The sequence below is a fragment of the Stygiolobus sp. CP859M genome, from assembly GCF_037389975.1.
In the GTDB taxonomy this organism is placed as follows: Archaea; Thermoproteota; Thermoprotei_A; order Sulfolobales; family Sulfolobaceae; genus Stygiolobus.
This window is the reverse complement of record NZ_JBBHKS010000011.1, coordinates 42,957-66,773: the sequence shown is the minus strand read 5'-3', so window position 1 is coordinate 66,773 and position 23,817 is coordinate 42,957. Positions and strand designations below refer to the sequence as shown.

At 42.2% G+C, this 23,817-nt stretch carries 23 protein-coding genes; 11 read left to right on the top strand and 12 right to left on the bottom strand.

Features of this window, described 5'->3' with window-relative positions:
* Nucleotides 1-4: 4 nt before the first annotated feature.
* Both WIW72_RS04865 and WIW72_RS04860 read left to right on the top strand, forming a co-directional pair.
* Nucleotides 5-394: a Zn-ribbon domain-containing OB-fold protein gene (locus tag WIW72_RS04865; protein ID WP_337701832.1), complete on the top strand. Its 390-nt coding sequence runs from the start codon at nt 5-7 to the stop codon at nt 392-394.
* Nucleotides 391-1,674 (top strand): phenylacetate--CoA ligase family protein, encoded by a 1,284-nt coding sequence (locus tag WIW72_RS04860; protein ID WP_337701830.1) that lies wholly within the window; start codon nt 391-393, stop codon nt 1,672-1,674. Before WIW72_RS04865 ends, WIW72_RS04860 begins: the two co-directional genes overlap by 4 nt.
* A 10-nt stretch (nt 1,675-1,684) precedes the next feature.
* Here the strand turns inward: WIW72_RS04860 and WIW72_RS04855 are convergent, their stop codons facing one another.
* Complete coding sequence (locus WIW72_RS04855) at nt 1,685-2,002, bottom strand: hypothetical protein (RefSeq protein ID WP_337701828.1); 318 nt, start codon at nt 2,000-2,002, stop codon at nt 1,685-1,687.
* A gap of 205 nt (nt 2,003-2,207) precedes the next feature.
* Nucleotides 2,208-2,387: a hypothetical protein gene (locus WIW72_RS04850; protein WP_062088655.1), complete on the bottom strand. Its 180-nt coding sequence runs from the start codon at nt 2,385-2,387 to the stop codon at nt 2,208-2,210.
* A gap of 556 nt (nt 2,388-2,943) precedes the next feature.
* On the opposite strand from WIW72_RS04850, the gene WIW72_RS04845 reads away from it, so the two are divergent.
* Nucleotides 2,944-3,939, top strand: a complete 996-nt coding sequence (locus WIW72_RS04845) for a DUF973 family protein (protein ID WP_337701826.1) — start codon at nt 2,944-2,946, stop codon at nt 3,937-3,939.
* Nucleotides 3,940-4,298: 359 nt separating this feature from the next.
* Here WIW72_RS04845 and WIW72_RS04840 read toward each other — a convergent pair whose 3' ends face one another.
* Both WIW72_RS04840 and WIW72_RS04835 read right to left on the bottom strand, forming a co-directional pair.
* The gene (locus WIW72_RS04840) at nt 4,299-4,634 is read right to left on the bottom strand and encodes a hypothetical protein (RefSeq protein WP_337721254.1); all 336 of its coding nucleotides are present in this window, start codon (nt 4,632-4,634) and stop codon (nt 4,299-4,301) included.
* Between the two features lie 302 nt (nt 4,635-4,936).
* On the bottom strand, nt 4,937-9,205 hold the full coding sequence (locus tag WIW72_RS04835; protein ID WP_337721253.1) for a hypothetical protein: 4,269 nt from the start codon (nt 9,203-9,205) through the stop codon (nt 4,937-4,939).
* A 203-nt stretch (nt 9,206-9,408) separates the two neighbouring features.
* Here WIW72_RS04835 and WIW72_RS04830 point away from each other — a divergent pair, with 203 nt between their 5' ends.
* The gene (locus WIW72_RS04830; protein ID WP_337701820.1) at nt 9,409-9,609 is read left to right on the top strand and encodes a hypothetical protein; all 201 of its coding nucleotides are present in this window, start codon (nt 9,409-9,411) and stop codon (nt 9,607-9,609) included.
* A 107-nt stretch (nt 9,610-9,716) separates the two neighbouring features.
* On the opposite strand, the gene WIW72_RS04825 is transcribed toward WIW72_RS04830, so the two are convergent.
* On the bottom strand, nt 9,717-10,001 hold the full coding sequence (locus WIW72_RS04825) for a hypothetical protein (protein ID WP_337721252.1): 285 nt from the start codon (nt 9,999-10,001) through the stop codon (nt 9,717-9,719).
* A gap of 367 nt (nt 10,002-10,368) precedes the next feature.
* Nucleotides 10,369-10,830 (bottom strand): ribonuclease HI, encoded by a 462-nt coding sequence (gene rnhA, locus WIW72_RS04820; protein ID WP_443294836.1) that lies wholly within the window; start codon nt 10,828-10,830, stop codon nt 10,369-10,371.
* 456 nt (nt 10,831-11,286) lie between these two features.
* On the opposite strand from rnhA, the gene WIW72_RS04815 reads away from it, so the two are divergent.
* The gene (locus WIW72_RS04815) at nt 11,287-11,742 is read left to right on the top strand and encodes a peroxiredoxin (protein ID WP_337701814.1); all 456 of its coding nucleotides are present in this window, start codon (nt 11,287-11,289) and stop codon (nt 11,740-11,742) included.
* 244 nt (nt 11,743-11,986) lie between these two features.
* Nucleotides 11,987-12,328, top strand: a complete 342-nt coding sequence (locus tag WIW72_RS04810) for a DUF2173 family protein (RefSeq protein ID WP_337701812.1) — start codon at nt 11,987-11,989, stop codon at nt 12,326-12,328.
* Between the two features lie 596 nt (nt 12,329-12,924).
* On the opposite strand, the gene WIW72_RS04805 is transcribed toward WIW72_RS04810, so the two are convergent.
* Both WIW72_RS04805 and WIW72_RS04800 read right to left on the bottom strand, forming a co-directional pair.
* Nucleotides 12,925-13,530: a hypothetical protein gene (locus WIW72_RS04805; RefSeq protein ID WP_337701810.1), complete on the bottom strand. Its 606-nt coding sequence runs from the start codon at nt 13,528-13,530 to the stop codon at nt 12,925-12,927.
* Between the two features lie 5 nt (nt 13,531-13,535).
* Nucleotides 13,536-14,435 carry an AAA family ATPase gene (locus WIW72_RS04800; RefSeq protein WP_337701808.1) on the bottom strand — a complete coding sequence of 300 codons (900 nt, stop codon included), beginning with the start codon at nt 14,433-14,435 and terminating at the stop codon, nt 13,536-13,538.
* 134 nt (nt 14,436-14,569) lie between these two features.
* Here WIW72_RS04800 and WIW72_RS04795 point away from each other — a divergent pair, with 134 nt between their 5' ends.
* Nucleotides 14,570-15,289 carry an IS1/IS1595 family N-terminal zinc-binding domain-containing protein gene (locus tag WIW72_RS04795; protein WP_337721251.1) on the top strand — a complete coding sequence of 240 codons (720 nt, stop codon included), beginning with the start codon at nt 14,570-14,572 and terminating at the stop codon, nt 15,287-15,289.
* A gap of 166 nt (nt 15,290-15,455) precedes the next feature.
* Here WIW72_RS04795 and WIW72_RS04790 read toward each other — a convergent pair whose 3' ends face one another.
* Nucleotides 15,456-15,932, bottom strand: a complete 477-nt coding sequence (locus WIW72_RS04790; protein WP_337721250.1) for a PaREP1 family protein — start codon at nt 15,930-15,932, stop codon at nt 15,456-15,458.
* A 23-nt stretch (nt 15,933-15,955) separates the two neighbouring features.
* A complete protein-coding gene (locus WIW72_RS04785) occupies nt 15,956-16,102 on the bottom strand; it encodes a hypothetical protein (RefSeq protein ID WP_337721249.1) in 147 nt (48 codons plus the stop codon).
* Nucleotides 16,103-16,363: 261 nt separating this feature from the next.
* On the opposite strand from WIW72_RS04785, the gene WIW72_RS04780 reads away from it, so the two are divergent.
* Nucleotides 16,364-16,738: a hypothetical protein gene (locus WIW72_RS04780; RefSeq protein ID WP_337721248.1), complete on the top strand. Its 375-nt coding sequence runs from the start codon at nt 16,364-16,366 to the stop codon at nt 16,736-16,738.
* A gap of 58 nt (nt 16,739-16,796) precedes the next feature.
* Here WIW72_RS04780 and WIW72_RS04775 read toward each other — a convergent pair whose 3' ends face one another.
* Nucleotides 16,797-16,931 carry a hypothetical protein gene (locus WIW72_RS04775; protein WP_337721247.1) on the bottom strand — a complete coding sequence of 45 codons (135 nt, stop codon included), beginning with the start codon at nt 16,929-16,931 and terminating at the stop codon, nt 16,797-16,799.
* 88 nt (nt 16,932-17,019) lie between these two features.
* Here WIW72_RS04775 and WIW72_RS04770 point away from each other — a divergent pair, with 88 nt between their 5' ends.
* From WIW72_RS04770 to WIW72_RS04760, 3 genes are all read left to right on the top strand, one after another.
* Nucleotides 17,020-21,372 carry a hypothetical protein gene (locus WIW72_RS04770; RefSeq protein WP_337721246.1) on the top strand — a complete coding sequence of 1,451 codons (4,353 nt, stop codon included), beginning with the start codon at nt 17,020-17,022 and terminating at the stop codon, nt 21,370-21,372.
* Nucleotides 21,373-21,791: 419 nt separating this feature from the next.
* Complete coding sequence (locus WIW72_RS04765) at nt 21,792-22,082, top strand: hypothetical protein (RefSeq protein ID WP_337721245.1); 291 nt, start codon at nt 21,792-21,794, stop codon at nt 22,080-22,082.
* A 107-nt stretch (nt 22,083-22,189) separates the two neighbouring features.
* Nucleotides 22,190-22,432, top strand: coding sequence for a hypothetical protein (locus WIW72_RS04760; protein ID WP_337721244.1), 243 nt, complete (start codon nt 22,190-22,192; stop codon nt 22,430-22,432).
* A 209-nt stretch (nt 22,433-22,641) separates the two neighbouring features.
* Here the strand turns inward: WIW72_RS04760 and WIW72_RS04755 are convergent, their stop codons facing one another.
* A complete protein-coding gene (locus WIW72_RS04755) occupies nt 22,642-23,739 on the bottom strand; it encodes an acyl-CoA dehydrogenase family protein (protein ID WP_337721243.1) in 1,098 nt (365 codons plus the stop codon).
* Nucleotides 23,740-23,817 lie beyond the last annotated feature (78 nt).

Below are 23,817 nucleotides of genomic sequence, written 5' to 3'. Positions count from 1 at the left end.
AGTCATGGACGGGATACCTCTTATTATGAAATATACCTTACCTGCCGAGGAGTTGTATAAGCCGTTCTGGGAGGGGCTTAAGAGAGGAGAGGTTTTGGGTACTAGGTGTAAAAAGTGCGGAACTTTGTATTTCCCTCCTCAAAGGGACTGTCCTAAATGTATGGTTTCAGATATGGAGTGGGTAGATGTTGGTAAATCTGGGGAACTGATGACTTACAGTGTTGTTGAACAGAAACCTCAGGGCTTTGAAAACTTTGACAGATACACGATTGGTATTGCTAAGACTGAAAAAGGGGTTTATTTGATGTGCTGGGTAATAGGGGCTCCGAAGGTGGGGGCTAAAGTAAGCCTCACTTCTGACGGGCATCGGGTTTTATGTGAGGTGAAAACATGATCTCGTATGACGAAACCGATCCCCGAGCTTTAAGTAAGGAAGAGATAAAAGAAATACAAAATTTCAGGTTTAGAAGAATAATAAAACGGGTATACGAGAAGAGCCCGTATTACCATAGGGTAATGAAAGAGAGAGGGCTAACACCAGACGATTTGAAGACTCCAGACGACCTAGTAAAGATTCCTTTTACTACTAAAGACGATTTGAGGAGAAGTGCTTATCCATATGGAGGAGATTTCCTAACAGTGCCTTTTGAAGAATTAGTAGGATGGCATATGACAAGTGGAACCACCGGTGTACCTACGGTAGGAGCTTACACATCTTCTGATATTGAGTTATGGGCCAGTTTGGTCGCTAGGTCGTTAAGAGCTGCAGGAGTTACTAAAAATGACGTTGTTGCCAATATCTACGGTTACGGTTTGTTCACTGGAGGAATAGGACTTCACATTGGAATACAGAAAGTCGGGGCTAAAGTTATACCTTGGGGGACTGGCAGGACGGAGGCATTAGTAAAGTCGTTAAAGGACTTCAAGGTCACTGTAATTACTGGCACCCCTTCTTACGAGTTGTATGTAGCTGAGAAGATAAAAGAGGCAGGGATAGACCCCGAAAAGGAGCTTAATTTACGTATTGCTATACCAGGGGCTGAAGCTATGACTACGGAGATGCTAACACGTATAGACAAGGAATTAGCACTGACTTCTCACGGGGGTGGGGCGAGAGAGATATACGGATTAACCGAGGCCATAGGCCCCGGAGTAGCTCAGGAATGCCCTCATGATAATCACGAGAAGATGCACATATGGACCGATCACTTTTACGTGGAAATTATTGATCCTGAAACGGGGGAAAGAGTAGGAGAGGGAGAGGAAGGGGAGATGGTATTAACTCACTTGACCAGAGAAGGAATGCCCCTGATCAGGTATAGGACTAGGGATATAACAAGACTTGAGGAGAGCAACGACGATATTCCCTTCCCGACCATCAGGATCGTTAAAGGAAGGGTGGATGACGTAGTATTTTACAAGGGTGTGAAGATTTATCCAACAGCAATAAACGAGGTATTAATGAAATATCCAGAAATTAGGGAATACCAGTTGGTATTTACTAAGGAGCCTGCTAAGTTCGAGGTACTAATTGAAACGGATAAACCGTCTGAAGAGTTGAGAAAGAAGATAGCTGCAGATATTCAAGCTGTAGCATTTGTTCATGCAGATATTCAGTTCGTAAATGGTCTACCTAGATGGGAGGGGAAATCTAAAAGAGTTGTCTTGAAGTAAACGTTTTTCCTTACCTCAGCTGGTCTTCATTTAGGCTCATCTTCTCTACTTCCAGTTGGGTAAGAAGGTCTAGGACTTTTCTCATGTAGATCTTCACGAAATAGTATATGTGAAAACTTCTAAATTCCTCTTCATTTACCTTGATGGTCTCGATATATTGTTCCGGTGTGTAATATTTGACATTGTACTCCTTTCCGTTTACCACTAGTTTTTCGGGTACCGGTTTCTTTGACACTATTAACAAAGTATCTTCTTTTATTCCTGCTAATTGGACGTACCATTTGTCAACTTGCTCCAAAGCGGTAAGAACTATTTCTTTTTCGTCCATAATATATTCCTTTATTAAAACAATATTTAACTTATTTCCTAGATGATGGAGTCGTTATATACTGCATTTTATACTGGGTATATCATTTCACGGGGTTAAAACGGACGAGTGTGCCGAGAAGAGGAGCAGTTGTAATGCTAGAGATCTGAACTCTCCACATTGAAGGGACGAGGTTTTTGCCCCCATTATATTTTATCCTTCTTCCTCATTTATATTTTTCCAAGTCAATGTTGTACTTCTTAGCGTATTCTTTTAGGCCTAAGTCTAATACCTCGTCGGCAACGTCTGAGTATCTTTTTCCTATGTCTACAGCTATCTTCTTTATTATCCTGGCGTATTGAGGGCTTACCCACAGTTGTTCCTTATTTGTTGGGTGAGACACCATTTCACTCACTAAGTAAATATCTGTTTAGATGTTTAAGAGCTTTACTGTTGAGATAAAGAAATTGTATAAACTCTCCTTAACCTCCACTTTTATAAATTAGCTCCATGTATGGTTCTTCGCTTGAGCAGTTGTTTACCGTTAAGCTAATGAGATGGCAGTTCTTGTCAGGCACCTAGATATCAACTATACAAGACAAAACTATGTCGGGGGTTAGTTCATTCACAAGGTTTAGGTAAAAGATATTGCAAGATATTTTATGAAATACTGGTTGATAACGTTTACCTAAGCTAAAGCTAAGAATAATAATAACGTTCTTAAATGAGATCATTAAGGCTATGTTAATTCCCGTAGTAGGCTGGAGAAATAATATTTTAGCCAAGTAAATCGAAATTTACAGCTATCGTATTAATCAACGTTAGTCTCTTTATAAATGGTAAATAGCATTACTTTAAAGCTCAAAACACTTTTTAACAGTTCTTAGTTTTTATATTAAATTAATTTCTAAACTAGAATAAAGGAGTAGATTTATATTTCGATATAAAGAAATTACACGTATATGAGCAATCCATACTCTTCATATTATGGGTCAAACGATGTTATTGCACTGCAGCAATTAAAGGACGCATCTTTGTGGTTTATCATTATCACGCTTTTAGGATACATAGGACTTTTTGTAAATGTTGGTGCAATAGTTTCCATAGTTAGTTTAGTGTTACTATTTATAATTGGAATTCCTAAACTGAGAACAGCATTCCAATCGTTTGCTATAACTGGAAAAGATGTTAATAACGGTTTCACTGGGTTAAAAATACTGCCCTTCGGAATACTGATATCGTTTATAGGGGGTTTATTGGTCATTATAGGTGCAATTGCTTCTATATTTAGTGCGAGTAGCTTAGCGTTAGCCGGTGTAGGAGGTGGCTTAGCGTTAGCTGCTATAGGAGGGGTTTTAGCAATACTAGGTGCAATAGTCACTTTCATAGGTTACTTGCTAATAGGTATTACAATATTCAACTTAGGAGGGGTTTATTCAAGTGATATGATGAAGATCGGCGGAATCTTAATAATTATACCGGGTATTTCCTTTGTAGGCTGGATATTAACATATATAAGCATAGACGATATAGTGAGAAGACTAACGTATGGACCGAGTAGTGGATATCCGCCTTCAACTTACCCACCTACCGGAACCTCCCAGTACCCACTATATAACCCCCAGCCTGCGTATGGCTCGCAACCTGTTCCAAATGTATTCCCTGCAAGTACTGATGTATATCAGATAGGGATAGGTCAAATTAACCAAAACGGTGAAGCCAAAGTAACCCTTATGGCGAACAGATATGGTTTATCAATAACTAGTGCTTCAATTGAGAACTCCACTATGTATACTACTCAAGTATATCCAAGCACCTTAAATCAAGGACAAAATGAAGTCACTATAAGATTTCCTCAACTTATAAATCTAGTACCCGGTAACAGCTACAACGTCTTATTATATTTATCTAATGGTCAGATTGTAAGGACTGTAGCAAAATTTAATCCGGGTTTCTAATGAGTTAAAACTATTTCAACCCTTTTTTATAACGTAAATTGGTCTAGTTCTTCTTTCATATACTAAAGATTTTCTTAAAACGTATAATGTCTTTTAATCTTTTCCTCACAGTTAACGTATAAGCACTACCGGGATCGAGGCTCGTTTCAGTTCATCAATGAGGCTTTATTCTTAGAGATTCTGCTTTGTAAATATAAAAAGCTTATAACTTGCTTTAGCAAATACGTTGTTAAATGCCAATAATAATCTCTGATCATCTTGATCCAGATGTTGATTTTTATGTACCACCAGGTACTGATTCCACGCAAGCATTTCAAGAAGCCATCTGTCTAAAGTTTATGGCGTTGCTCATCTATTAGTTAGAGGTTGATAATTATTTGGTTATTTAATTGATCTATTCTATCATGATTTTGTATTATCGTATTTGCATATTGTCCATCCCATATTACATTATGTATAATAGTTCCATTATTTAATATTAATTCACCCTCAGGGTCTGTATGTCCATTATAATTTATTGTTTGATCATTTGGTACAAATGCTTCATAACCGCTGGGTGAACCCACGTACTGCAAAGGCATCCGGTGCAGTGTCGGTAGTAGTAAAACCAGAGCGGTAGCGACAAGCACAACAACCACAACGCCGATGACCACGTACTTCAACGCACCCATAACACCACCAAAACACCATAACAAACAAACCCCTTAAGCATTACGGCCCAAACCAAGCAACTGCTGAGAGGGATTACCTGCAGGGTTTGACCACGCCAAGTACCTCCCGGTACCCTAATCACGGTCACTGGTGGGTGCTCGACCTCACAATACAACCGAGACCCCAACCACAACCGTGTTGATAAGGCAATAACTGCATTAGGATTTACGCATTAACGCTCATCATCTACGCATCAATTCACCACCCTGACTACAACCTCGATTACACAAGCCATGCCAACTAGACAATGAGAACAGACCAGAACTCCGAGACAGACTCCCCAAGGCTAAACATGGAGGAAGAAGAGCCTGGCTAAGGCAAGCCTAAACTCATCCTTACCTAAGTCGCAACACTCCTTATAGACCTCAAGGAGCAACCTCGTGGGTAGTTTCTCGCTGACGCTCGCAGCTTCATCGAGTGTAAGTGCCTTGGCTAGTTCCTTATTGCCATTAATCAATGCGTGGAGTATTAGGGCTAACCGAGCCATTGAGTTTGAGGGGGCTATTAGTTGGACTAGGGATCTGCCATCAAGCCCGCTCACCAACCCCCTAAACTTATTAATTAATGGCTTAACGTCAAAACCAAATCCCTTAAGCGAATTGTTAAAAGCATCAATTACCCATTCTCTCAACTGTTTAACAACAACACTGTTTCCCTTAACTGCCAAGACGAAATCTATGCAAACTACATCGTTAATCTCTTGACACAACTTAATTCCATCCTCAGGACTTATCATCTTGAAAGCAACCCTTAACGCAGGCAGGGAGTTACGAAGCATATCATATCCAAAGGCATCAATCAACTCCTCAGGGTTGACACTAAGCTTACCCTTAAGCTCACCGCTTAACCTACCCCTAGGACCGAGTAGGGCGTTGAGCACAAGTCTGGTCAAGACCGAGACTCTCCTATCGGCGTTCAGCACCAGCCAATGTTTCTCAGGTAGCTTGCGAATCCCCTCAACATCATTAATTAGGGCTAGGGACACGAGGTAATTACCGAGTATATGCGATGCAGTACTGAGGTACGAAGCCGCGAGCTCGAAAGGCTCTTTAAAGGTCTCCTCGTACAATTGCCTAAACTCATTAACCAGCTCTTTACCAACCAACGAGCCCTTTATCGCCTCAACACGCAATACCCAACCACTTGCAGTTAGGTAGTTTACATACTCACGGATTTCCCTATACTCCTTGGCTACCTCGTTAAATAGTTCCTTCGCCTCATCAAGCTCATTATTATTAAGCTTATAATGTGCCAATGCGTACTTGAGAAGCGATGCTGCCTCAAGGATTTCTTTCTTAACTACCTCCTCATCAGCCTTTACGAACTTGGATTCGACGTAGCTCATGAATTCCTCATCTCTCATTAACTCCTGAACCCTCTCTCTCATATCGTTTAGTTCCTCAAGGACCTCACTAGCCTTACCAACTACATCAATGCCTAGTTTCTCCTCCATAAGCCTCCTCACATACTCATCCTCTAACGTTGGGACTAACGCCTTCGCCCAGGCAATGACGCTCAGGCTGGACTTGAACTTACCCAACTCATTGAGCAAATCAACAACCCTACCAACCATATCCCCAACTTCCTCACTATTGAAATGATCAAAGTATTTCATAAGCAAGTCGGCATAGGCACTTATTGCACGTACGAGGGACCAAGCATACCCCCTAACCACATCACCGTAATTGCTTAATACGTAACTCAACTCACTAAGTATGTGCCTAACCGTGTCGCTGTCGAGATTCACCATATCCGATGCGGCGGCTAGTAGTTCGATGTACCTCTGTGGCACCTTACCACGCAACGGCCTTAAGGCATAAAGTATTGGCATAATGAGAACTGGCGATTCAACGCGTTGTATGGTGGATAATGCAAAATCCAGTACTGCATCAGCATCGCCGGGCTCGATGGGCTTGCCTGACTCAACGGCTTTTACGATTATTGAGGCTAGCCCAAGACCATATAAACTCTCAGCCTCACTAATGCCCCTACCCCTGACGATATTAAGGATCCTATTCACCTCACCAATAGCCTCATAGTACCTATCGATGAATGTCCAGACCGAGGCAGGTGCATAAGCTAGACCTATTATTACTAGACCTATTATTAATGGCGGTATTTCGTTACCAACGAGTAGGTAATAATCAACATCGCATTCCCTTAAAGCATCACCAAGGGACTCAACGACACTCTTCCTCAAATCCTCAGGTGGGATCTTTGCCTCGGCATCCATCGATAGGTACATCACAGACAAGTCCTCGGGCCTAGGCACTATAGGATGCCCAGTTAGGGCATACCCGATTATTAATGCGGCCCTTTTCCAGCAGTTCGTGAGTGGTTTTAAGGCAATCATTGATCTCGTAAAGACAAGTACTGGTAAGTTCATTCCTAGGTTAAGTAATGAGTTAGACTCAGCCTTAGTTTCCTCTGATGATTCTCCATGTACGATTTCGCCAAACAGTAGTCCTAGGATTTCCCTGCCCTCCCCTAACGTCTCCTTATAGCCCCAATTCAAAGCCTCAATAAAATCCTTAAATCCATGGTCGATGTAGTGCTTCCTCGCCTCCTCACCATACAACCCAACCAACTCCTCAAGTGTCTCCTCAATCAAGTCCTCGTGCTCTGTCGAGAGCCACTTGGCTATCGGCTCTAGATCATCCTCCCTCAAATCCTCCAACTTCGACTTAGCTAGCCTATCTTTATCAATGAGTTTCCAAGCCCCACCCTCATTCACGGCGTTCGTTATGTACGTTATTCCCTTGGGTATTTGTCCGAAGGCTGCGTGGAGGATTAATGGTACAGAAACCTTCATAGCCAAGTCCATGTTCTTCCCGAGTATTGTGCTCCACATGTAGTTTGCGAAGAATAACTTGGGCTCACCAGCACTCTCCCTCAACGCCTTATCGACATCCTCAACCTTACACCCCCTCTCACGAAGCCAGATACCGGCGTACTTGGCAACAAGGGTGTAGGAGTCGAAGTCCATGACCCCCTTAACCAGTCCATCACTCACGTTATCACACCCGGAGTACCTCTTAATGATCTCCCTGAGGAACACCTCATCCCCAAGGTTTACCGTAACCACATCCCTCTTCAGGTTATCAAGGACTTGCTTAAGGTCAACATCCTCCTCCCTGCTCCTCTGAACCTGCTCGTAAAGCTCACTCGGGAGGATTATGACAACCCACGCATTCCTAACCTCCGTTAGTTCCTTCAGCGTATTCTTAACACTCTCGATTAGTTCCCTCAACATTGTGTTCTTCACGCTCTCGATGCCCTGCTCCACCACTTGCATGACCTCGGGCTTGTAATAGGCCATAACGGGTGTTGGGTCGTAAATCACTACGAACCTCCTACCACCGGTCTTAATTAGGTTGTTTAGCTTTAATGCGTCTCCAGGGTTTAACGAGTCAACACGTATCACGGCATCCACCGGCTCATTAAGAACCAAATTACCCAAACCACCGACGAGTGATCTCCAAGTCACGTATGTGGCTAACGTCGACTTACCAATCCCCCTAGGACCAATAAGCACAACCCTACCGTCCTTAACCAACTTACTGAAGACATCCTCGGCAACCTCACGGAACTTACCAGCATCGACAAGGTCGGTCACTAGATTATCTTTGGCCGTGCCTACCCAAGTTTTAATCTTCGGGACCCCGTCCTCAACAATGAAGTTTTTGTAGAGCAAACCGCTCTCGAGATCGTCGATGAAGAAGACCTCTACATCAGCTAACAGTCCCTTTACCTCTTTCTTAACCTTATCTAACTCTTCCTCGATGTCCTTTAGTCTGTCGTTGATTATTTTCTTTATGTCTTCTTCGGTTAATTGTTTTCTTTCGGCGATGTTGGCTATGTTTGTTATGGTGTCTTTGAACTCCTCAATGCCCAACCCCCACTCGTAGGCAACCTCATCAACAACAGCCTCGAACTGCTCATTACCTAGGTAATTCCTAACTTCCCTAGCCACACCCACAAGCCTAACAAAACCCCCAATCACCTCATCCCTATCCTTCCTCCACCTACCCACCACCATCTCAACGAACTTGTCCACTAACGAACCAGCTAGGCTAACAGCAACACCAACCCCAAGTAGGAATGACAAACCGTTGATTACTGTCTGGGTAGCAACATCTATTGGTGCCTCTTTCAGGAAGTTCTTGATTAAATCCCCAAAACTAACCTTACCAAGGCTTAGTTTGCGGATTGACTCAACATCCTTGCTGGGCACGCCCTCCCTCAACATGCTTGGTGAAATTCCCTCACCAAGCCCCTCATGCCTAACCCGAGCAACCCCCGGGACACCTCCAGCAAGCACCTCCTTGGCAGCATCCTCGTAGTACTTGGGTAGGTAGATTACCTCTGCGTTGCTTAGCTTATTCCTCAACCTAATGGCATCCGTGGTGCTTCTAGTAACAACGGCGACACGCCCGTTGACATTGCCTAATTTACCAACGAGTTCATCAATGCTGCCGAACTCATTAACCCTACCCCTAACGTCATCACCAACCTTACTCCTAAACTCACGGTAGGCGTAGACCACATCAACCAAACCACGCCTAAGCAACGCAGTGACCAAACGACCCCTAGAACAACCGGGTGATGTCAAGATGAAAATGCCGGAACGCTTACCCAAACGCCTCTCCAATTTAGTAACAACATTATTAACCAACTTATCCAAATCATTTTGAGCACTCATACTATACTAAGTAACGCCACGTTTCTTATAAATTTCACTCAGCATTCTACTTCTTAATGTTCGAATTAAGCGAGGTTAGGCGTTTTGCGGAGCTATTCATTAGGATGGGTTTAGTTAGGGGTGAGGGTGGTGATTATGTATCGGTGTTTACTGAGTGTGTTGAGTACCTTGATGTGTTGTTGGGCGACGGTAGGGATGGTGTTTTTGGTTTGTGTTCATGTGCCTTATGCGTGATTTGCTCAATGACTAGTCGATAGACACCAGCATGGACATTAACTATGCAGAGATGATTCTAAAGCACGTACTCGACAAACACGAAGGCGTAGAGGAAGCAAAGACACTCTACGAGGAAATAGCCGAGAGATTAAACGCGGAAGGATTGAAGAGGGCGAAGCAGTGAGAGGCAGTAATGAATGGTGATTTGATTATTTTCTGGAATATCTTCGCCATTGTTTTCTTCCTCCTCCTCATTATCTAACCCTGCCTCTTCATCACTCCTGCCCCCGTTTGCTCTCAAGGACAAGCTTAATAGTCTCCTTTTATCTTGATCAATGTTCTCATCGAAAACACCGTAGGCTGTATTAACCCCACGGATCTCGAGCTCCACGAGCCATTCACACGCGGATGAGCCGGAGGGCGTTGCGAACACACTACATAGCACCACCAAGCGAGTTCTGCATATTAATTGCTCGCTACTGGAGCCCTAAACACGAGAAGCTTAGAAAATAGTACTTGAGGTTTGCACCGAGGATTTGTTGTCGAATTTTTGCGGTTTTAAGTAAGCGCCACATGAAGGATTAAATTATTTTGCTTTTATGCCACCAGATCAACACTACGATCAAAATTATTATCAATATGAGTATTTTGGTTGTATAATTGGTTCAAGGCGGAAAATAATAATAATATGAATATAATCTTCTTATTGATGAATGGAAATATTTTCAATTACACACTTGCCATACAATATGGCTTTAATGGATATAGTGCAAATGCAATACCACCAAACCCATCAGCATCTACATATAATGATCAAAAATTTTGCATCCTACATCAGCAAGTTTTCCTTTTACAACTAAATCGTAAGCAACTCTACTTAGGTGATCTGCTTCGGTGTTTAACTCTCTAGGCACCCATTCTACCTTAGCATCTAATTCTTCTTTCAACTCTAAAGCCCTCTTATATAGAGGTATAATTCTCTTTGCCTTAACTCTATACTCTCCGTTTAACTGCTTTACCACAAGTTGAGAGTCGCCTCTAATTATAGGCTGAAATACATTGAGTCTTTTCAACTCCTCCATCAGGCATATTATTCCCGTATATTCAGCTACGTTATTAGTAGAGTCCTTTGAGAAAGGCTTTGCAGCAAGTCCATAACCTTTGATTTTTTGTCCGTTATTCAAGATTATGAGATAACCAAAGGTCGCTACACCACCTGGGTTTTTTGGCTCGCATAATCCGTCAAAGTAACCTACTATCACAAGGTTCATTTATTTCGTAGTTTTGTTTAAAAATGTTATTGCTGAGTTAGGTGTTTACCCGTGGCGTAACTTATCCTTACTCTTAATATAATTCCGTCACGGCACCTCTCTCAAGGACTCATACACCTTCACCCTTAACTCATTGGGGCTAGTAGAAGAAAACACCCTACTCTCCCATCCACTTTTCTCACTTCGATCCTCATGAGCAGAGCCCGTCATCAGTTAGGGAGATCGTCAGTAGAAAATTCGTTGGTAACGCTATACAAACATTGCTCAAAGCAATATTTAGAAGTGATAAAAAATAACTAGCAGTTACGTAAAAGAGTCACAGTCTCATTAAGTTATGTGCAAACGTTCATCCACCTAAATTTTGAAGTTGTGAAATAAAAACTATATAAGTTAATTGATTGGCTATTTTGTAAGCAAAATTAAATACGAAAAATACGTTAAGATCATGTGAAACTAAAAATAGGTGATCAGGCTCCTGATTTTGAAGGAATTACCGACGAAGGGAGAAAAATAAGACTTTCGGACTTCCGAGGGAAGTTTGTAATTCTCTACTTTTACCCTAAGGACGATACTCCAGGCTGTAGAGCTGAAGCAATGTCTTTCCGTGATAGGTATGATGACCTCCAGAGGCTTAACGCTGTTGTAATCGGCGTAAGCGGCGATAATGTGGACTCTCATAAAAAGTTTAAGGAGAAATATAAATTACCGTTCATTTTGGTATCTGACACAGAAGGTAAGATAAGGGAGTTATACGGCGTCAAAGGCTTACTCATACCGCCTAGGGTGACATTTGTGATAGACATCGATGGGCGAATTATCCATATTTACTCCTCTCAGCTAAACCCCTCATCTCACGTAAGTGAGGCACTGAAAGTGATAAGGGGCTTAGAGAGTAAAGGATAGTATAAAGTTAGAGTAAAGAGTTAGAAACTATTTTTTATCTTTTAAATTATTCTTACTGAAATTAAAGATTTTTATTATATAAACTTTATTATCAAAACATTTCATAGTCTTTACATCTACTATGAATAATTTATCATTATCATCATAATAGAATGAAAAGAAATATGTTGTAATTTATTTGAAATTAAAAAGAGTTTTGCAAAAATCTTATATTAATGGTTGATATAATAAAAAGTGAACAAACATGAGTGAAGAAAAACTCGAAAGGTTAATGAAGATAAAGGGAGCAATAGCCGCAGGTCATTTTTCGGCGGACGGTAAACTACTGGGATACAAAGGCGACATACCAAAGGAAATAGCTGAATTAGTAGCCAAGATGTGTGCGGCAAACACGATGATGGGTAGTATGGAGGCAGAAGGATTCACGATGTTAACTAAGATGAAGTGGACACCGTTCCACGGGTGGGCAGTAGCTGCGGGTGACTATGCCGTATGTGCTATGGGACACTATGGAGTGTTCGTAAAGTTATCTGAGGCTGACTTCAATCTAATATTCAAGGAACTGGGAGAAGTAGCTAAATCCTGAGAACTAGAAGTTATCGTTTTCTTTTTTCTTTTCTTTACATTCTTCATAAAGAGATTGAATATTTATGATTACGGAAAAAGGTTATGCGAGATAACATGAGGAACTTTAGAATCTCCTAGCCTATCAAAAATACTACTAAGGAGGTTCTACACTTTCCGTAGTAAAAATATTTAACTTCTTTTTGACTGTGCCAAGATCCCGGCTATTAACAATAACACGAACGAGATTCCAAATAAGCCGAAGAATACGGGTAAAGACAGAACGGCAGCAACAAGGAGCAATATTCCTCCTATTTGCCGTAGTCAACAGTTTTCGATAGACCGTGAAGTTTATATTACTTTGTTGGTTAATGTGAGTAAAGTCACACCAGACATGGTTTTCCCGAAAAGTGTGGCTGAAAGATTGCGTGTTCCCCCACATTCACGGATGTGGGTTGGGGTTATCCTGCTAAAGGGGCGGAGGGGTAACGGAAGTGACTCTGGTGAAGCCCAAGGGCTGAGGATTGCATACAAATTCATGAAAATTCAATGAAGCCCAAACCCCGGTATGTGAACCTCTCTTTTTTCCACGTAAACGATAAAAGCTTTTTGGTAATTCTATTTGATTTCTATGAAATAGGCGATAATATTTCTTAGGACATCCTCTCCGACTATTCTAAATAACTCTTCTGTAAACCTTTTAGATAGATAAAGCATTGTAGGTTCTCCAGAAAGTAAAAATATCGATAAATAAAAACGTATTTTGTCCCTATCGCACATTGAAAGATGACTTACATTCTGTTGTTCATACTCTAATACTCTGTGTATTAGATCATTAATTTTGTCGTCTGTCTTTAGTTTTTCCAACAATATTGTTTCAATACAACCTTTAAAATCATTATTTTTATCGCCTATGACTACTAAAACATAACATAAGTTATCCTTACACATTTTTATATACGGTGGAGAATAATCTAGTGCTTCTATATCCTTCTTAAGTCTACCAGAAACACCTTCATATCCTTCCTCGTCTCCATCTATTACAAAACATACATTTCCCTTTTTCAGGGTAGGCATAGAGGAAGACAAGTACTTTTTAAATTCCTTAATCACCTCTTCCTTTCCAAATCTTACTTCTACATTACCTTCATTAAAACCTAGCTTACTAAGAATGATCTTTTCAGTAGTACCTTCTACAAATATTCTATCACAACTTATAGCCATAGGTTTCACACGTATCCTAACCAACTAAGGGGTTTCTCAAATTCAGAAATTTCTGAAAGCTTGTACGTTTTATATCCTGCTTTTGATAGATAAATTACTTGAGCCTCAGAATCGTTAAGTACTTTTTCCGCCATTTTTACAACTTCATTTACGTGAGTAGTGAAAATTACTTGAACTCCCTCTTTCTGCTTTATATCATTCAATATTTCCATTACAAGATCGGGATGAAGGGAATCTTCAATTTCATCGATTAAGAGGATGTCAGATGACATTAGGGCTAGTTTTATTAATTCCCTCTTTAAGAGCCCTCTGCCCATGACGTATACTGGTAGTGTACCGTAATATAGCTTGTATTGACCGTACTCATCTTGTAGTATCTCGAGGTCAGTCCTCACCTTATCTTTACTCTTCCTCCTCGCAATACTGTAAATCTTTTCCGGGTTACCTGAACTCTCAAATAACGTAGAAATGTAAAGGGGGGAATACCTTGTCCTTACCCTTTTTTCAATCCTCGCGATCGGAAGAAGCATTGACACGGGCTGAATCTCTAGTAATGAAATTGATTTCACTGTAATTTCAGCTACTCTTTCACCGTTTATTTCAACATCTAGACTATAAGGGTTATTTCTCTTTAATTGTGTTGTCACGTCATCCAGTTTAACTTTAGAATCGGATAATGTGGAAAAAGCGGAAAGGAGGTCTCCTCTACTGCTCAGCATGTAAAGGAGAGAAGTGTTTATATCGTTATCATTCATGTCAGATTGAAAAAGAGTAGACAAGTAAATTGACTCAAGAAAAGAAGTCTTACCACTACCGTTCTCTCCGAGGACAATATTAATCCTCTTGAGTTTAACGTTAACTTTAAGCCCTCTGAAACCCTCTACATCTACCTCACTTATATTCATATTTTATATCTTTTCTTCTAGGAGTTTTAAAATGTTTTGAAAGATTATGACGTTATCCAATATGAGCAAAATTGGAAAATTATCTGATAGTGTCGTCGTTAAGGTATTTACATTTTGTATAACGAGTATTACTTATGGGTAGGAAGCCTGTATTTTGGCAAGACGTTTCTTGTCCCTCTTGTGGTAGTCATCATGTTGTTAAGTGTGGTAGGCCTTTGGGTAGGCAGAAGTATTTGTGTAGGGATTGTGGTAAGTACTTCTTGGGTGATGCTACTTACCATTCTAGGAAGTTGAGGGAGGAGGCTTTGAGAATGTATGCTAATGGTATGAGTATGAGGGCTATTTCTAGGGTGCTTAACGTACCTCTTGGTACTGTTTTCACTTGGGTTAAGCGTTATGGTGGGCAGAAGTATGAGAAGTTGGTTGAGTTGTGGGGTAGGGCTGAGGAGCTGGTTAAGGGTAAGGTTGTTGCTAAGGTTGTTGATGAGATGTGGACTTACTTGTACAAGAATGCTAGGGCTTTTTACAAGTGGGTTTTCACTTGTTACGTGTACACGAAGCTGGGAGTTTACCTCATTTTGGGTAGGGATGAGAGGACTTTCCTTGAGGTCAAAAAGTATTTGCCTGAAGAGGGTAGATGGGTGAGCGATGATTATAACTTGTACTTCCGGTTGAAAGACCACACGGTTGTCTCGCCAGTTAACCCGAACGAGTCCTTTCATTCCTCATTGAGGGATAGGCTAATTAGATTCAAGAGAGCAACGAAGGCAGTAAATAGGAGCATTCGTAGCATGATGTACTCCATAGCCCTAGTCTTGTGGGAGAGAAGGTTGATCCCAGAATTTGTAGCTTAACGACGACACTATCACCACACTCAGTTTTCTCACTAATAATTTATTATATTATTTACAAGAGTGTTAAAAGGGTGGATATCACGATATCTTCCTCTAAGGATAGCTATCCAGTTGATAATGACCATTGCTAAATCAATGAATATACACAGGCTAAAGCTCTAACTAATTAGCTAACTTTTTGTAACCTAGCCCTTACTTCTTCTAATAAGTTCAATATGTTAATCTTTGCAATCTCATCGGTTCTGAAAGGGCTTAGTATTGCGTCTTTATCGGCCCCATTGTATTGGTACTCATGCACAGCTAAGGCTAGTTTAGTTATTAAGTTAACGTCTTTACCAAGCAATAATGAAAGTTCCTCCAAATAAGAAGAAGGAACTATAGCAATTAACCAATCAGCGAATTCCACAACCTTTTTTCCTCTTAACCTCTTCTTTCCCGGATACTTTTTTAACAGTTCATCCCTTTTATCAACTAACATCGCTCCCAGTAAAGCCTTCCAGGCTTGAAATGCCTTACCAGCGGCATTACGTAAAAGTCCTTCATTAATAAATTCTTCAGCAATCTTAGATTCATAATAAGCCTCCTCAATCCTAGTCTTCTTGTAACCTAATAGATCAAACCAAGGTTTTGGCAGTTCTTGCATATACTACTATACCCTACGTAATCTTAAAACCCTTGCTTCTTGCAAAACAAGTGTAATGTTTTATCATTATATGTAGATGCTGGTGGGTTTGGTGGTATTGCATTTGCACTATATCCATTAAAGCCATATTGTTGTAAGGCAAGTGTGTAATTGAAAATGTTTCCATTCATCAATAAGAAGATTATATTCATATTATTATTTTCCGCCTTGAACCAATTATACAACCAAAATACTCATCTTGATAATAATTTTTATTCTTTTGTTGATCTGGTGGCATAAAAGCAAAATAATTTAATCCTTCATATGATGCTTACTTAAAACCACAATAATTCGACAACAAATCCTCGGTGCAAACCTCAAGTACCATTTTCTAAGTTTCTCTTGCCTAGGGCTCCAGTAGCGAGCAACTAATATACAGAACTAGCTTGGTAATGCCGTGTAGTGTGTTCGCAACGCTCTCCGGCTCATCCGCGTGTGAATGGCTCGTGGAGCTCGAGACCAGTGGGGTTAGTACTACCTTCGCTGTTTTCGATGAGAACATTGATCAAGATAAAAGGAGACTATTAAGCTTGTCCTTGAGAGCAAACGGAGGAAGTGATGAAGAGGCAGGGTTAGATAATGAGGAGGAGGAAGAAAACAATGGCGAAGATATTCCAGATTCCTTAAATAATCAAAACACCATTCATTACTACCTCCCACACCTCCCTCGCCCTCTTCACTCCTTCCGAGCTTATCCTCTCGGCTATTTCTTCGTAGAGTGCGTTTGCTTCTGCTACACCTTCGCGTTTGTCGAGTACGTGCTTTAAAATCATCTCTGCACATTTAATGTCCATGTCGGTGGTTATCGACTAGTCATTGAGCAAATCACGCATAAGGCACATTAACACAAACCAAAAACACCACCCCTACCGTCGCCCAACAACCCTTCAAAGTACTCAACACACTCGGCACATAATCACCGCCTTCGCTCCTAACAAGACCCATCCTAATGAATAGCACCGCAAAACGCCTAACCGCACCAAGTCAGGCATTAAGAAGTAAAATGCTGAGTGAAATTTATAAGAAACATGGCGTTACTTAGTATAGTATGAGTGCTCAAAATGATTTGGATAAGTTGGTTAATGATGTTGTTATTAAATTGGAGAGGCGTTTAGCTAAGCGTTCCGGCATTTTCATCCTGGCATCACCTGGTTGTTCTAGGGGTCTTTTGGTCACCGCGTTGCTTAGGCGTGGTTTGGTTGATGTGGTCTACGCCTACCGTGAGTTTGGAAGCAAGGTTGGTGATGACGTTAGGGGTAGGGTTAATGAGTTCGGCGGCATTGATGAACTCGTTGGTAGATTAGGCAGTGTCAATGGGCGTGTCGCCGTTGTTGCTAGAAGCACCACGGATGCCATTAGGTTGAGGGATAAGCTGAGCAACGCCGAGGTGATCTACCTACCCAAGTACTACGAGGATGCTGCCAAGGAGGTGCTTAGTGGGGATGCCCTTAAGCTTGCTCGGGTTAGGCATGAGGGGCTTGGTAAGGGAATTTCACCAAGCATGTTGAGGGAGGACTTACCCAGCAAGGATGTTGAGTCAATCCGCAAACTAAGCCTTGGTAAGGTTAGTTTTGGGGATTTAATCAAGGACTTCCTGAAAAAGGCACCTATGGATGTTGGTACCCAAGCAGTAATCACTGGTTTGTCATTCCTACTTGGGGTTGGTGTTGCTGTTAGCCTAGCTGGTTCGTTGGTGGGCAGGTTCGTTGAGATGGTGGTGAGTAGGTGGAGGAAGGATAGGGATGAGGTGATTGGGGGCTTCGTTAGGCTTGTGGGTGTGGCTAGGGAAGTTAGGAATTACCTAGGTAATGAGCAGTTCGAGGCTGTTGTTGATGAGGTTGCCTACGAGTGGGGGTTGGGCATTGAGGAGTTCAAAGACACCATAACAAACATAGCCAACATCGCCGAAAGAAAACAATTAACCGAAGAAGACATAAAGAAAATAATCAACGATGAACTGGAGAGCATTGAGAAGGAGTTGAACGAGGTAAAGACCAAGGTGGAGGGCTTGTTGGTTGGTGCAAAGGTCTTCTACATATACGATGTCGAGAACGGCTTACTCTACGGTAACTTCATTGTTGAGGGTGGGGTCCCGAAGATTAAAACTTGGGTAGGCACGGACAAAGATGATCTAGTGACCGACCTTGTCGATGTCGGTGAGTTCCGTAAGGTTGCTGAGGATGTCTTCAGTAAGTTGGTTAAGGACGGTAGGGTTGTGCTTATTGGTCCTAGGGGAATCGGTAAGTCAACGCTGGCCACGTACGTGGCTTGGAGATCACTCCTCGGTAGTTTAGGTAGCGTGGTTCTTGATAAGCCGATGAACGCCGTGATACGTGTTGACTCGTTAAACCCTGGAGATGCAGTAGGGCTAAACAACCTAATTAAGACCGTTGGTAGGAGGTTCGTAGTGATTTACGACCCAACACCCGTTATGGCCTATTACAAGCCCGAGGTCATGCAAGTGGTGAAGCATGGCATCGAGAGCGTCAAGAACACGCTGAAGGAACTAATGGAGGTTAGGAATGCGTGGGTGGTCATTATCCTCCCGAGGGAGCTTTATGATGAGGTTTCGAAGAGTGAGGAGTTAAGGAATATTCTGAATGAGATTAGAAGTTACATAATCGAAGTGGACCTTATGAATGAGGAGTTCCTCAGGGAGGTCATCAGGAAGTACTCGGGGTGTGATAACGTGAGTGATGACCTGGTTAAGGGGGTCATGGGCTTTGACTCCTACACCCTTGTTGCCAAGCACGTTGGCATCTGGCTTCGTGAGAAGGATTGCAAGGTTGAGGATGTCGATAAGGCGTTGAGGGAGAGTGCTGGTGAGCCCAAGTTATTCTTTGCAAACTACATATGGAGCACAATACTCGGGAAGAGCATGGACTTGGCTAAGAAGGTTTCTGTACCACTAATCCTCCACGCAGCCTTCGGACCAATACCCGAGGGGTTCACGTACATAACGAAGGCCGTGAATGAGGGTGGGGTTTGGAAACTCATTGATAGGGATAGGCTAGCTAAGTCGAAGTTGGAGGACTTGAGGGAGGCTGACCTAGAGCCGATAGCCAAGTGGCTCTCAACATTGCATGAGGACTTGATCGAGGAGACACTTAGGGAGTTAATTGGGTTGGGTGGTGAGGAGGCGAGGAAGCACTACATCGACCATGGATTTGAGGATTTCATTAAGGCTTTGGATTGGGGCTATGAGGAGGCGTTAGGGGAGGGCAGGGAAATTGGAGGATCATCAGCGGAGGAATTTATGAAGAATTCGGTAAAGAAATTAGAACGATTAATAGAGAATGAGGATGAGCTCCTAGGAATGAACTTATCAGTACTTCTCTCTACGAGATTGATGATTGCCTTAAAACCACTCACGAACTGCTGGAAAAGGTCCGCATTAATAATCGGGTATGTCTTAACTGGGATTCCTATAGTGCCTAGGCCCGAGGGCTTTCCTGAGAGCTTAAGAGGGAACGTTGCTAAGTCCCTTGGTAATGCCTTAAACAGATGCGGCGTTGATGATTACCTACTCGTTGGTGACGTAATCCCACCATTAATACGGTACCTAATTTATACACGTGTCTCGACTGAGGCATTCATCGATAAGTACAATGAGGCTGTTGCCGAGTTGAATAGGATCCTTAATATCGCCAGGGGTAGGGTCATAAGTGGTGCTGAGGGACTTTATGGTCTTGGGCTAGCCTCAATAATCGCCAACGCTGCCAGGTTAGGCAAGGTCGTCAAGCCCAGCGATGCCGATGTAGCATTGCGCATAGCGCCATTCGCCATAAAAAGCGTTGCATTGCCAATCCTCATTAAGCCAGTGCTAGGTGCCTTAGAACCGTTACGTGATAAGGCACCACATAGGTACCTCAAACTACTAGCTTCGGTATCGGATATGGAGAACCTCGACCCTATCACAGTTAGGTACATATTTGATAAGCTGAATGAGATTTTAGACAATTACGGTGATGTGGTTAAGGGGTATGCTTGGTCCCTCGTAAATGCAATAGATGCCTACGCCGCCTTGCTTAGGCAATACATTAGTAGTCATTTCAATAGTAAGGAAGTTGGGGATATGGTTGGTAGGGTTGTTGATTTGCTCAATGAGTTGGGTAGGTTCAAGTCCAAGCTAGACGTCATTGCTTGGGCGTATGCGTTAGCCCCAGCGTTAATATATGAGACTGTGAGGAGGCTTATGGAGGAGAAACTAGGCATTAATGTGGTTGGTAAGGCTAGTGAGGTCCTTAAGGAACTAACCGATATGAGAGAGAGGGTTCAGGAGTTAATGAGAGATGAGGAATTCATGAGCTACATCGAATCCTCGTCCTTAAAGGCTGATGTGGAGGCAGTTAAGATAGTAATCCTTGATGCAGCATCGCTTCTCAAGTATGCATTGGCGTTTTATAGGCTTGAGAATAATGAGCTTGATGAGGCGAGGGACCTATTTAACGAGGCAGCTAAGGAGCATGGGGAAATCGGTGATTATAAAAACTACCTAACTACATGTAGTTGGGTATTGCGTGTTGAGGCGATCAAGGGCTCGTTGGTTGGCGAAAAGTTGGTTAATGAGTTTAGGCGGTTGTACGAGGAGACCTTTAAGGAGCATTTCGAGTTCACGGGCAGGTACCTCAGTCATGCATCGGATGTACTTGGTGAGTACCTCATGTCCCTGGCCCTAACGGGTAACTACGAAATGATCAACGAGCTACTTGAGGAGCATTTGTGGGTGCTAAACGCCGATAGGAAAGCCTCGGTCCTGACCAGACTTATGCTCAACGCCCTACTCAGTCCAAGGGGTAGGTTAAGTAGTGAGCTTAAGGGTAAGCTTAGCGTCAACCCTGAGGAGTTGATCGATGCCTTTGGATATAGAATGTTTGGTAACTACCTGCCTGCGTTAATGGTTGCCTTCAAGATGAAAAGTCCTGAGGAGGGGTATGAGGAGTGCATTTCAATTGAAGATTCAATGATAAGAAGGGACTGTGAAGGCGCCTTCTTGGCTGTCATGAACGACAGCGATGCCGTTTGGGGGTTAAGATGGAAACTAACTTACAACTTTAACGAACTGATTTTAAAGAACGAGACGTCGGGTTGGCTTAGGGAGCTTGGTTTTGATACCAATGCGTTGATTAGGAAATTTGAGAAGTTGGTGTATGGGCTTGATGGTAAGTCCCTAGCCCAACTAATGGCCCCTGGTTCTTCAACGGCTCTGTTAGCCCTAATGTTCCACGCATTGATTAATGATAATAAGGAACTAGCCAAAGCACTCACACTCTATGGTGCTGTGACCTTTACCAAGAAGCTGCCTGCGAGGTTGTTCCTTGAGGTCTATAAGGAGTGTTGCGACTTGAAGAGTGAGTCGTTTAGGCTTGCCATCGCAAAGCTCTTCTTCTACCATGTTTAGCCTTGGGGAGTCGGTCTCGGAGTTCTGGTCTGTTCTCATTGTCTAGTTTGCATGGCTTGTATAATTGAGGTTGTAGTCAGGGTGGTGAATTGATGCGTAGATGATGAGCGATAATGCATCTATCCTAATGCAGTTATTACCTTACCAGTGCGGTTGCAGTTAGGGCTGGGTTAACCGATGTGAGGTTGAGCACCTACCAGTGACCATGATTAGGGTGCCGAGAGACGCTTGGCGTGGTTAAATCCTGCAGGTAATCCCTCTCAGCAGTTGCTTGGTTTGGGCCGTAATGCTTAAAGGGTTTGTTTGTTTGTTTTGGTGGTGTTATGGGTGCGTTGAAGTACGTGGTCATCGGCGTTGTGGTCGTTGTGGTTGTCGCCATCGCCTTGGTTTTACTACTACCAACACTGCACCGGTTGCCTTTGCAGTACGTGGGTTCACCCAGCGGTTATGAAGCATTTGTACCATATGACCAAACAATAAATTATAATGGACATACAGATCCTGAGGGTGATTTAATACTAAGTAATGGAACTACAATGCAAGATGTAGTATGGGATGGTCAATATGCAGGTACAATAATTCAAAATCATGATCAAATAGTTCAATTGAATAATCAATTTGTTGGACAAACTGATCCAGTAAATAATCAACAATATGTACCTTTACAGGATTTCTATGTAATTAAAGGTCAGTACCAATTGAACAAGTAACAATAAATGGACAAACATATTATGTAATAGAGGCTAATAGTATAAATCCAGCAGACATTGCAGGATTCTATACATATGATAATTGGGTACCCAACTTTATAACAGCAATGAATACACCAGGAACATATGCAGCAGGACTACCAGGGAACTCACCAGTATATGATTGGACAAACACAACAGGAACGGTAGCATATCAAACATGGATATATCAAGACTACATTAGAGGTGCCGCTGGAGGATATGTATTAGTACTACCTACTAAAATAATAATTCCATATGGAGCTAGCACCCCTGCAGGTTCAGCCATTCCTTTTGACTTCCCACAACAATCATACAATCCTTCCAGCTAATTTTTTAACAATATTTTTAAGATACACTCACAACATAAGGAACTCCATAAGTTACTATAACCCAATCTAAATACATAAATCCAGAAAGGGCAAGGGTTCCCTTCCATTAGTTCTCGCCATTGGTTCAGAAGGTCATATTAGGTGGGTAGTAGACATGTGGCTTAGAGAACCATTTGAAAGAGTAGGGATTATCATATCCTCTTAACTTCCTATTCTGTAAAGTACCGGAGTCCCTCTTTATTAATCATCTTAAAGATTATCCCTAACTGCACTTCATCGGTTCCCTCCCCTATTCTTCCTAATCTTACATCTCTGTAAGCCCTCTCGCTTTTAGTCCCTTTAGCATAACCCATTCCACCCATGATTTGTACAGCTTTATCCACAATGTCAGTCGCAATTCTTGTTGACAAATACTTCAACACCGCAATTTTTCCTTCGTCCTTGAAAACGTCCTCAGTCTTGGCTACAGACTTTAACAACGTATTGAGGGAAGTTATCTGAGCTACACTTTCTGCTAAATACCACTGTATACCTTGCTTTTCCACGAGTTTGGTTCCAAACAGTTCCCTACTCTTTGCCCACTCGAGAGCTTCCTCTAAAGCTCCTTCAGCTAAACCCAGAGCTATGGCTGAGATCGCAACCCTTCCCACTAGAAGGGCGTACTTGACTACCTCCCAGCCCTTGTTAACTTCACCTACGATATTGTCAGCTTCACAGTTGTTGAACTCAACTTCAGCCGTACCAGTGCCTCTATTTCCCATCACTTCTATCTTATTCACCTTTACACAATCTCCTTTTCGTACTAGAAAAGTAGTTATAGACTTAAGGCCATTTTCTCCGGTCTTTGCTGCAACGAGATATACATCGGCATAAAGACCTTGGGTAGTCCACATCTTCTTCCCGTTGATCATCCACTTTCCGTTAACTTTCTCTGCCCTAGTATTGATTGAAGCTACATCACTTCCTCCCTGAGGTTCACTGAGGGCAAACCCCCCTATTAACTCGCCTTTGGAAAGCATCTCCACAGTGTATTTATCTCCCCCATAAACTCTCAGTGGTTCTGTTACCAGTTCGCCCTGAGCGTCTTGTATGAGAGCTACGGAACCGCTAACCTTAGCAATTTCCTTTAAGATCAACGCTGTGTCAAGTAGGCTAAGCCCTTCGCTCATAGGTGCTAAAAACCCCATTTCCCCCATTTTTCTTACTAACTCTCTGGGGTACCAGTCCTCTTTGTCAATTTTTACTGCCAAGGGCTCTACATGCCTTTTCACGAATTCCCTTATGGAGTCCAAGATCAGTTCGCTCATATGTTATCTTTTGAAATAATCGTTAATAAATAAATGTGCAAAGTAAAATATATATGAGAATTTATGTAATATAATTTT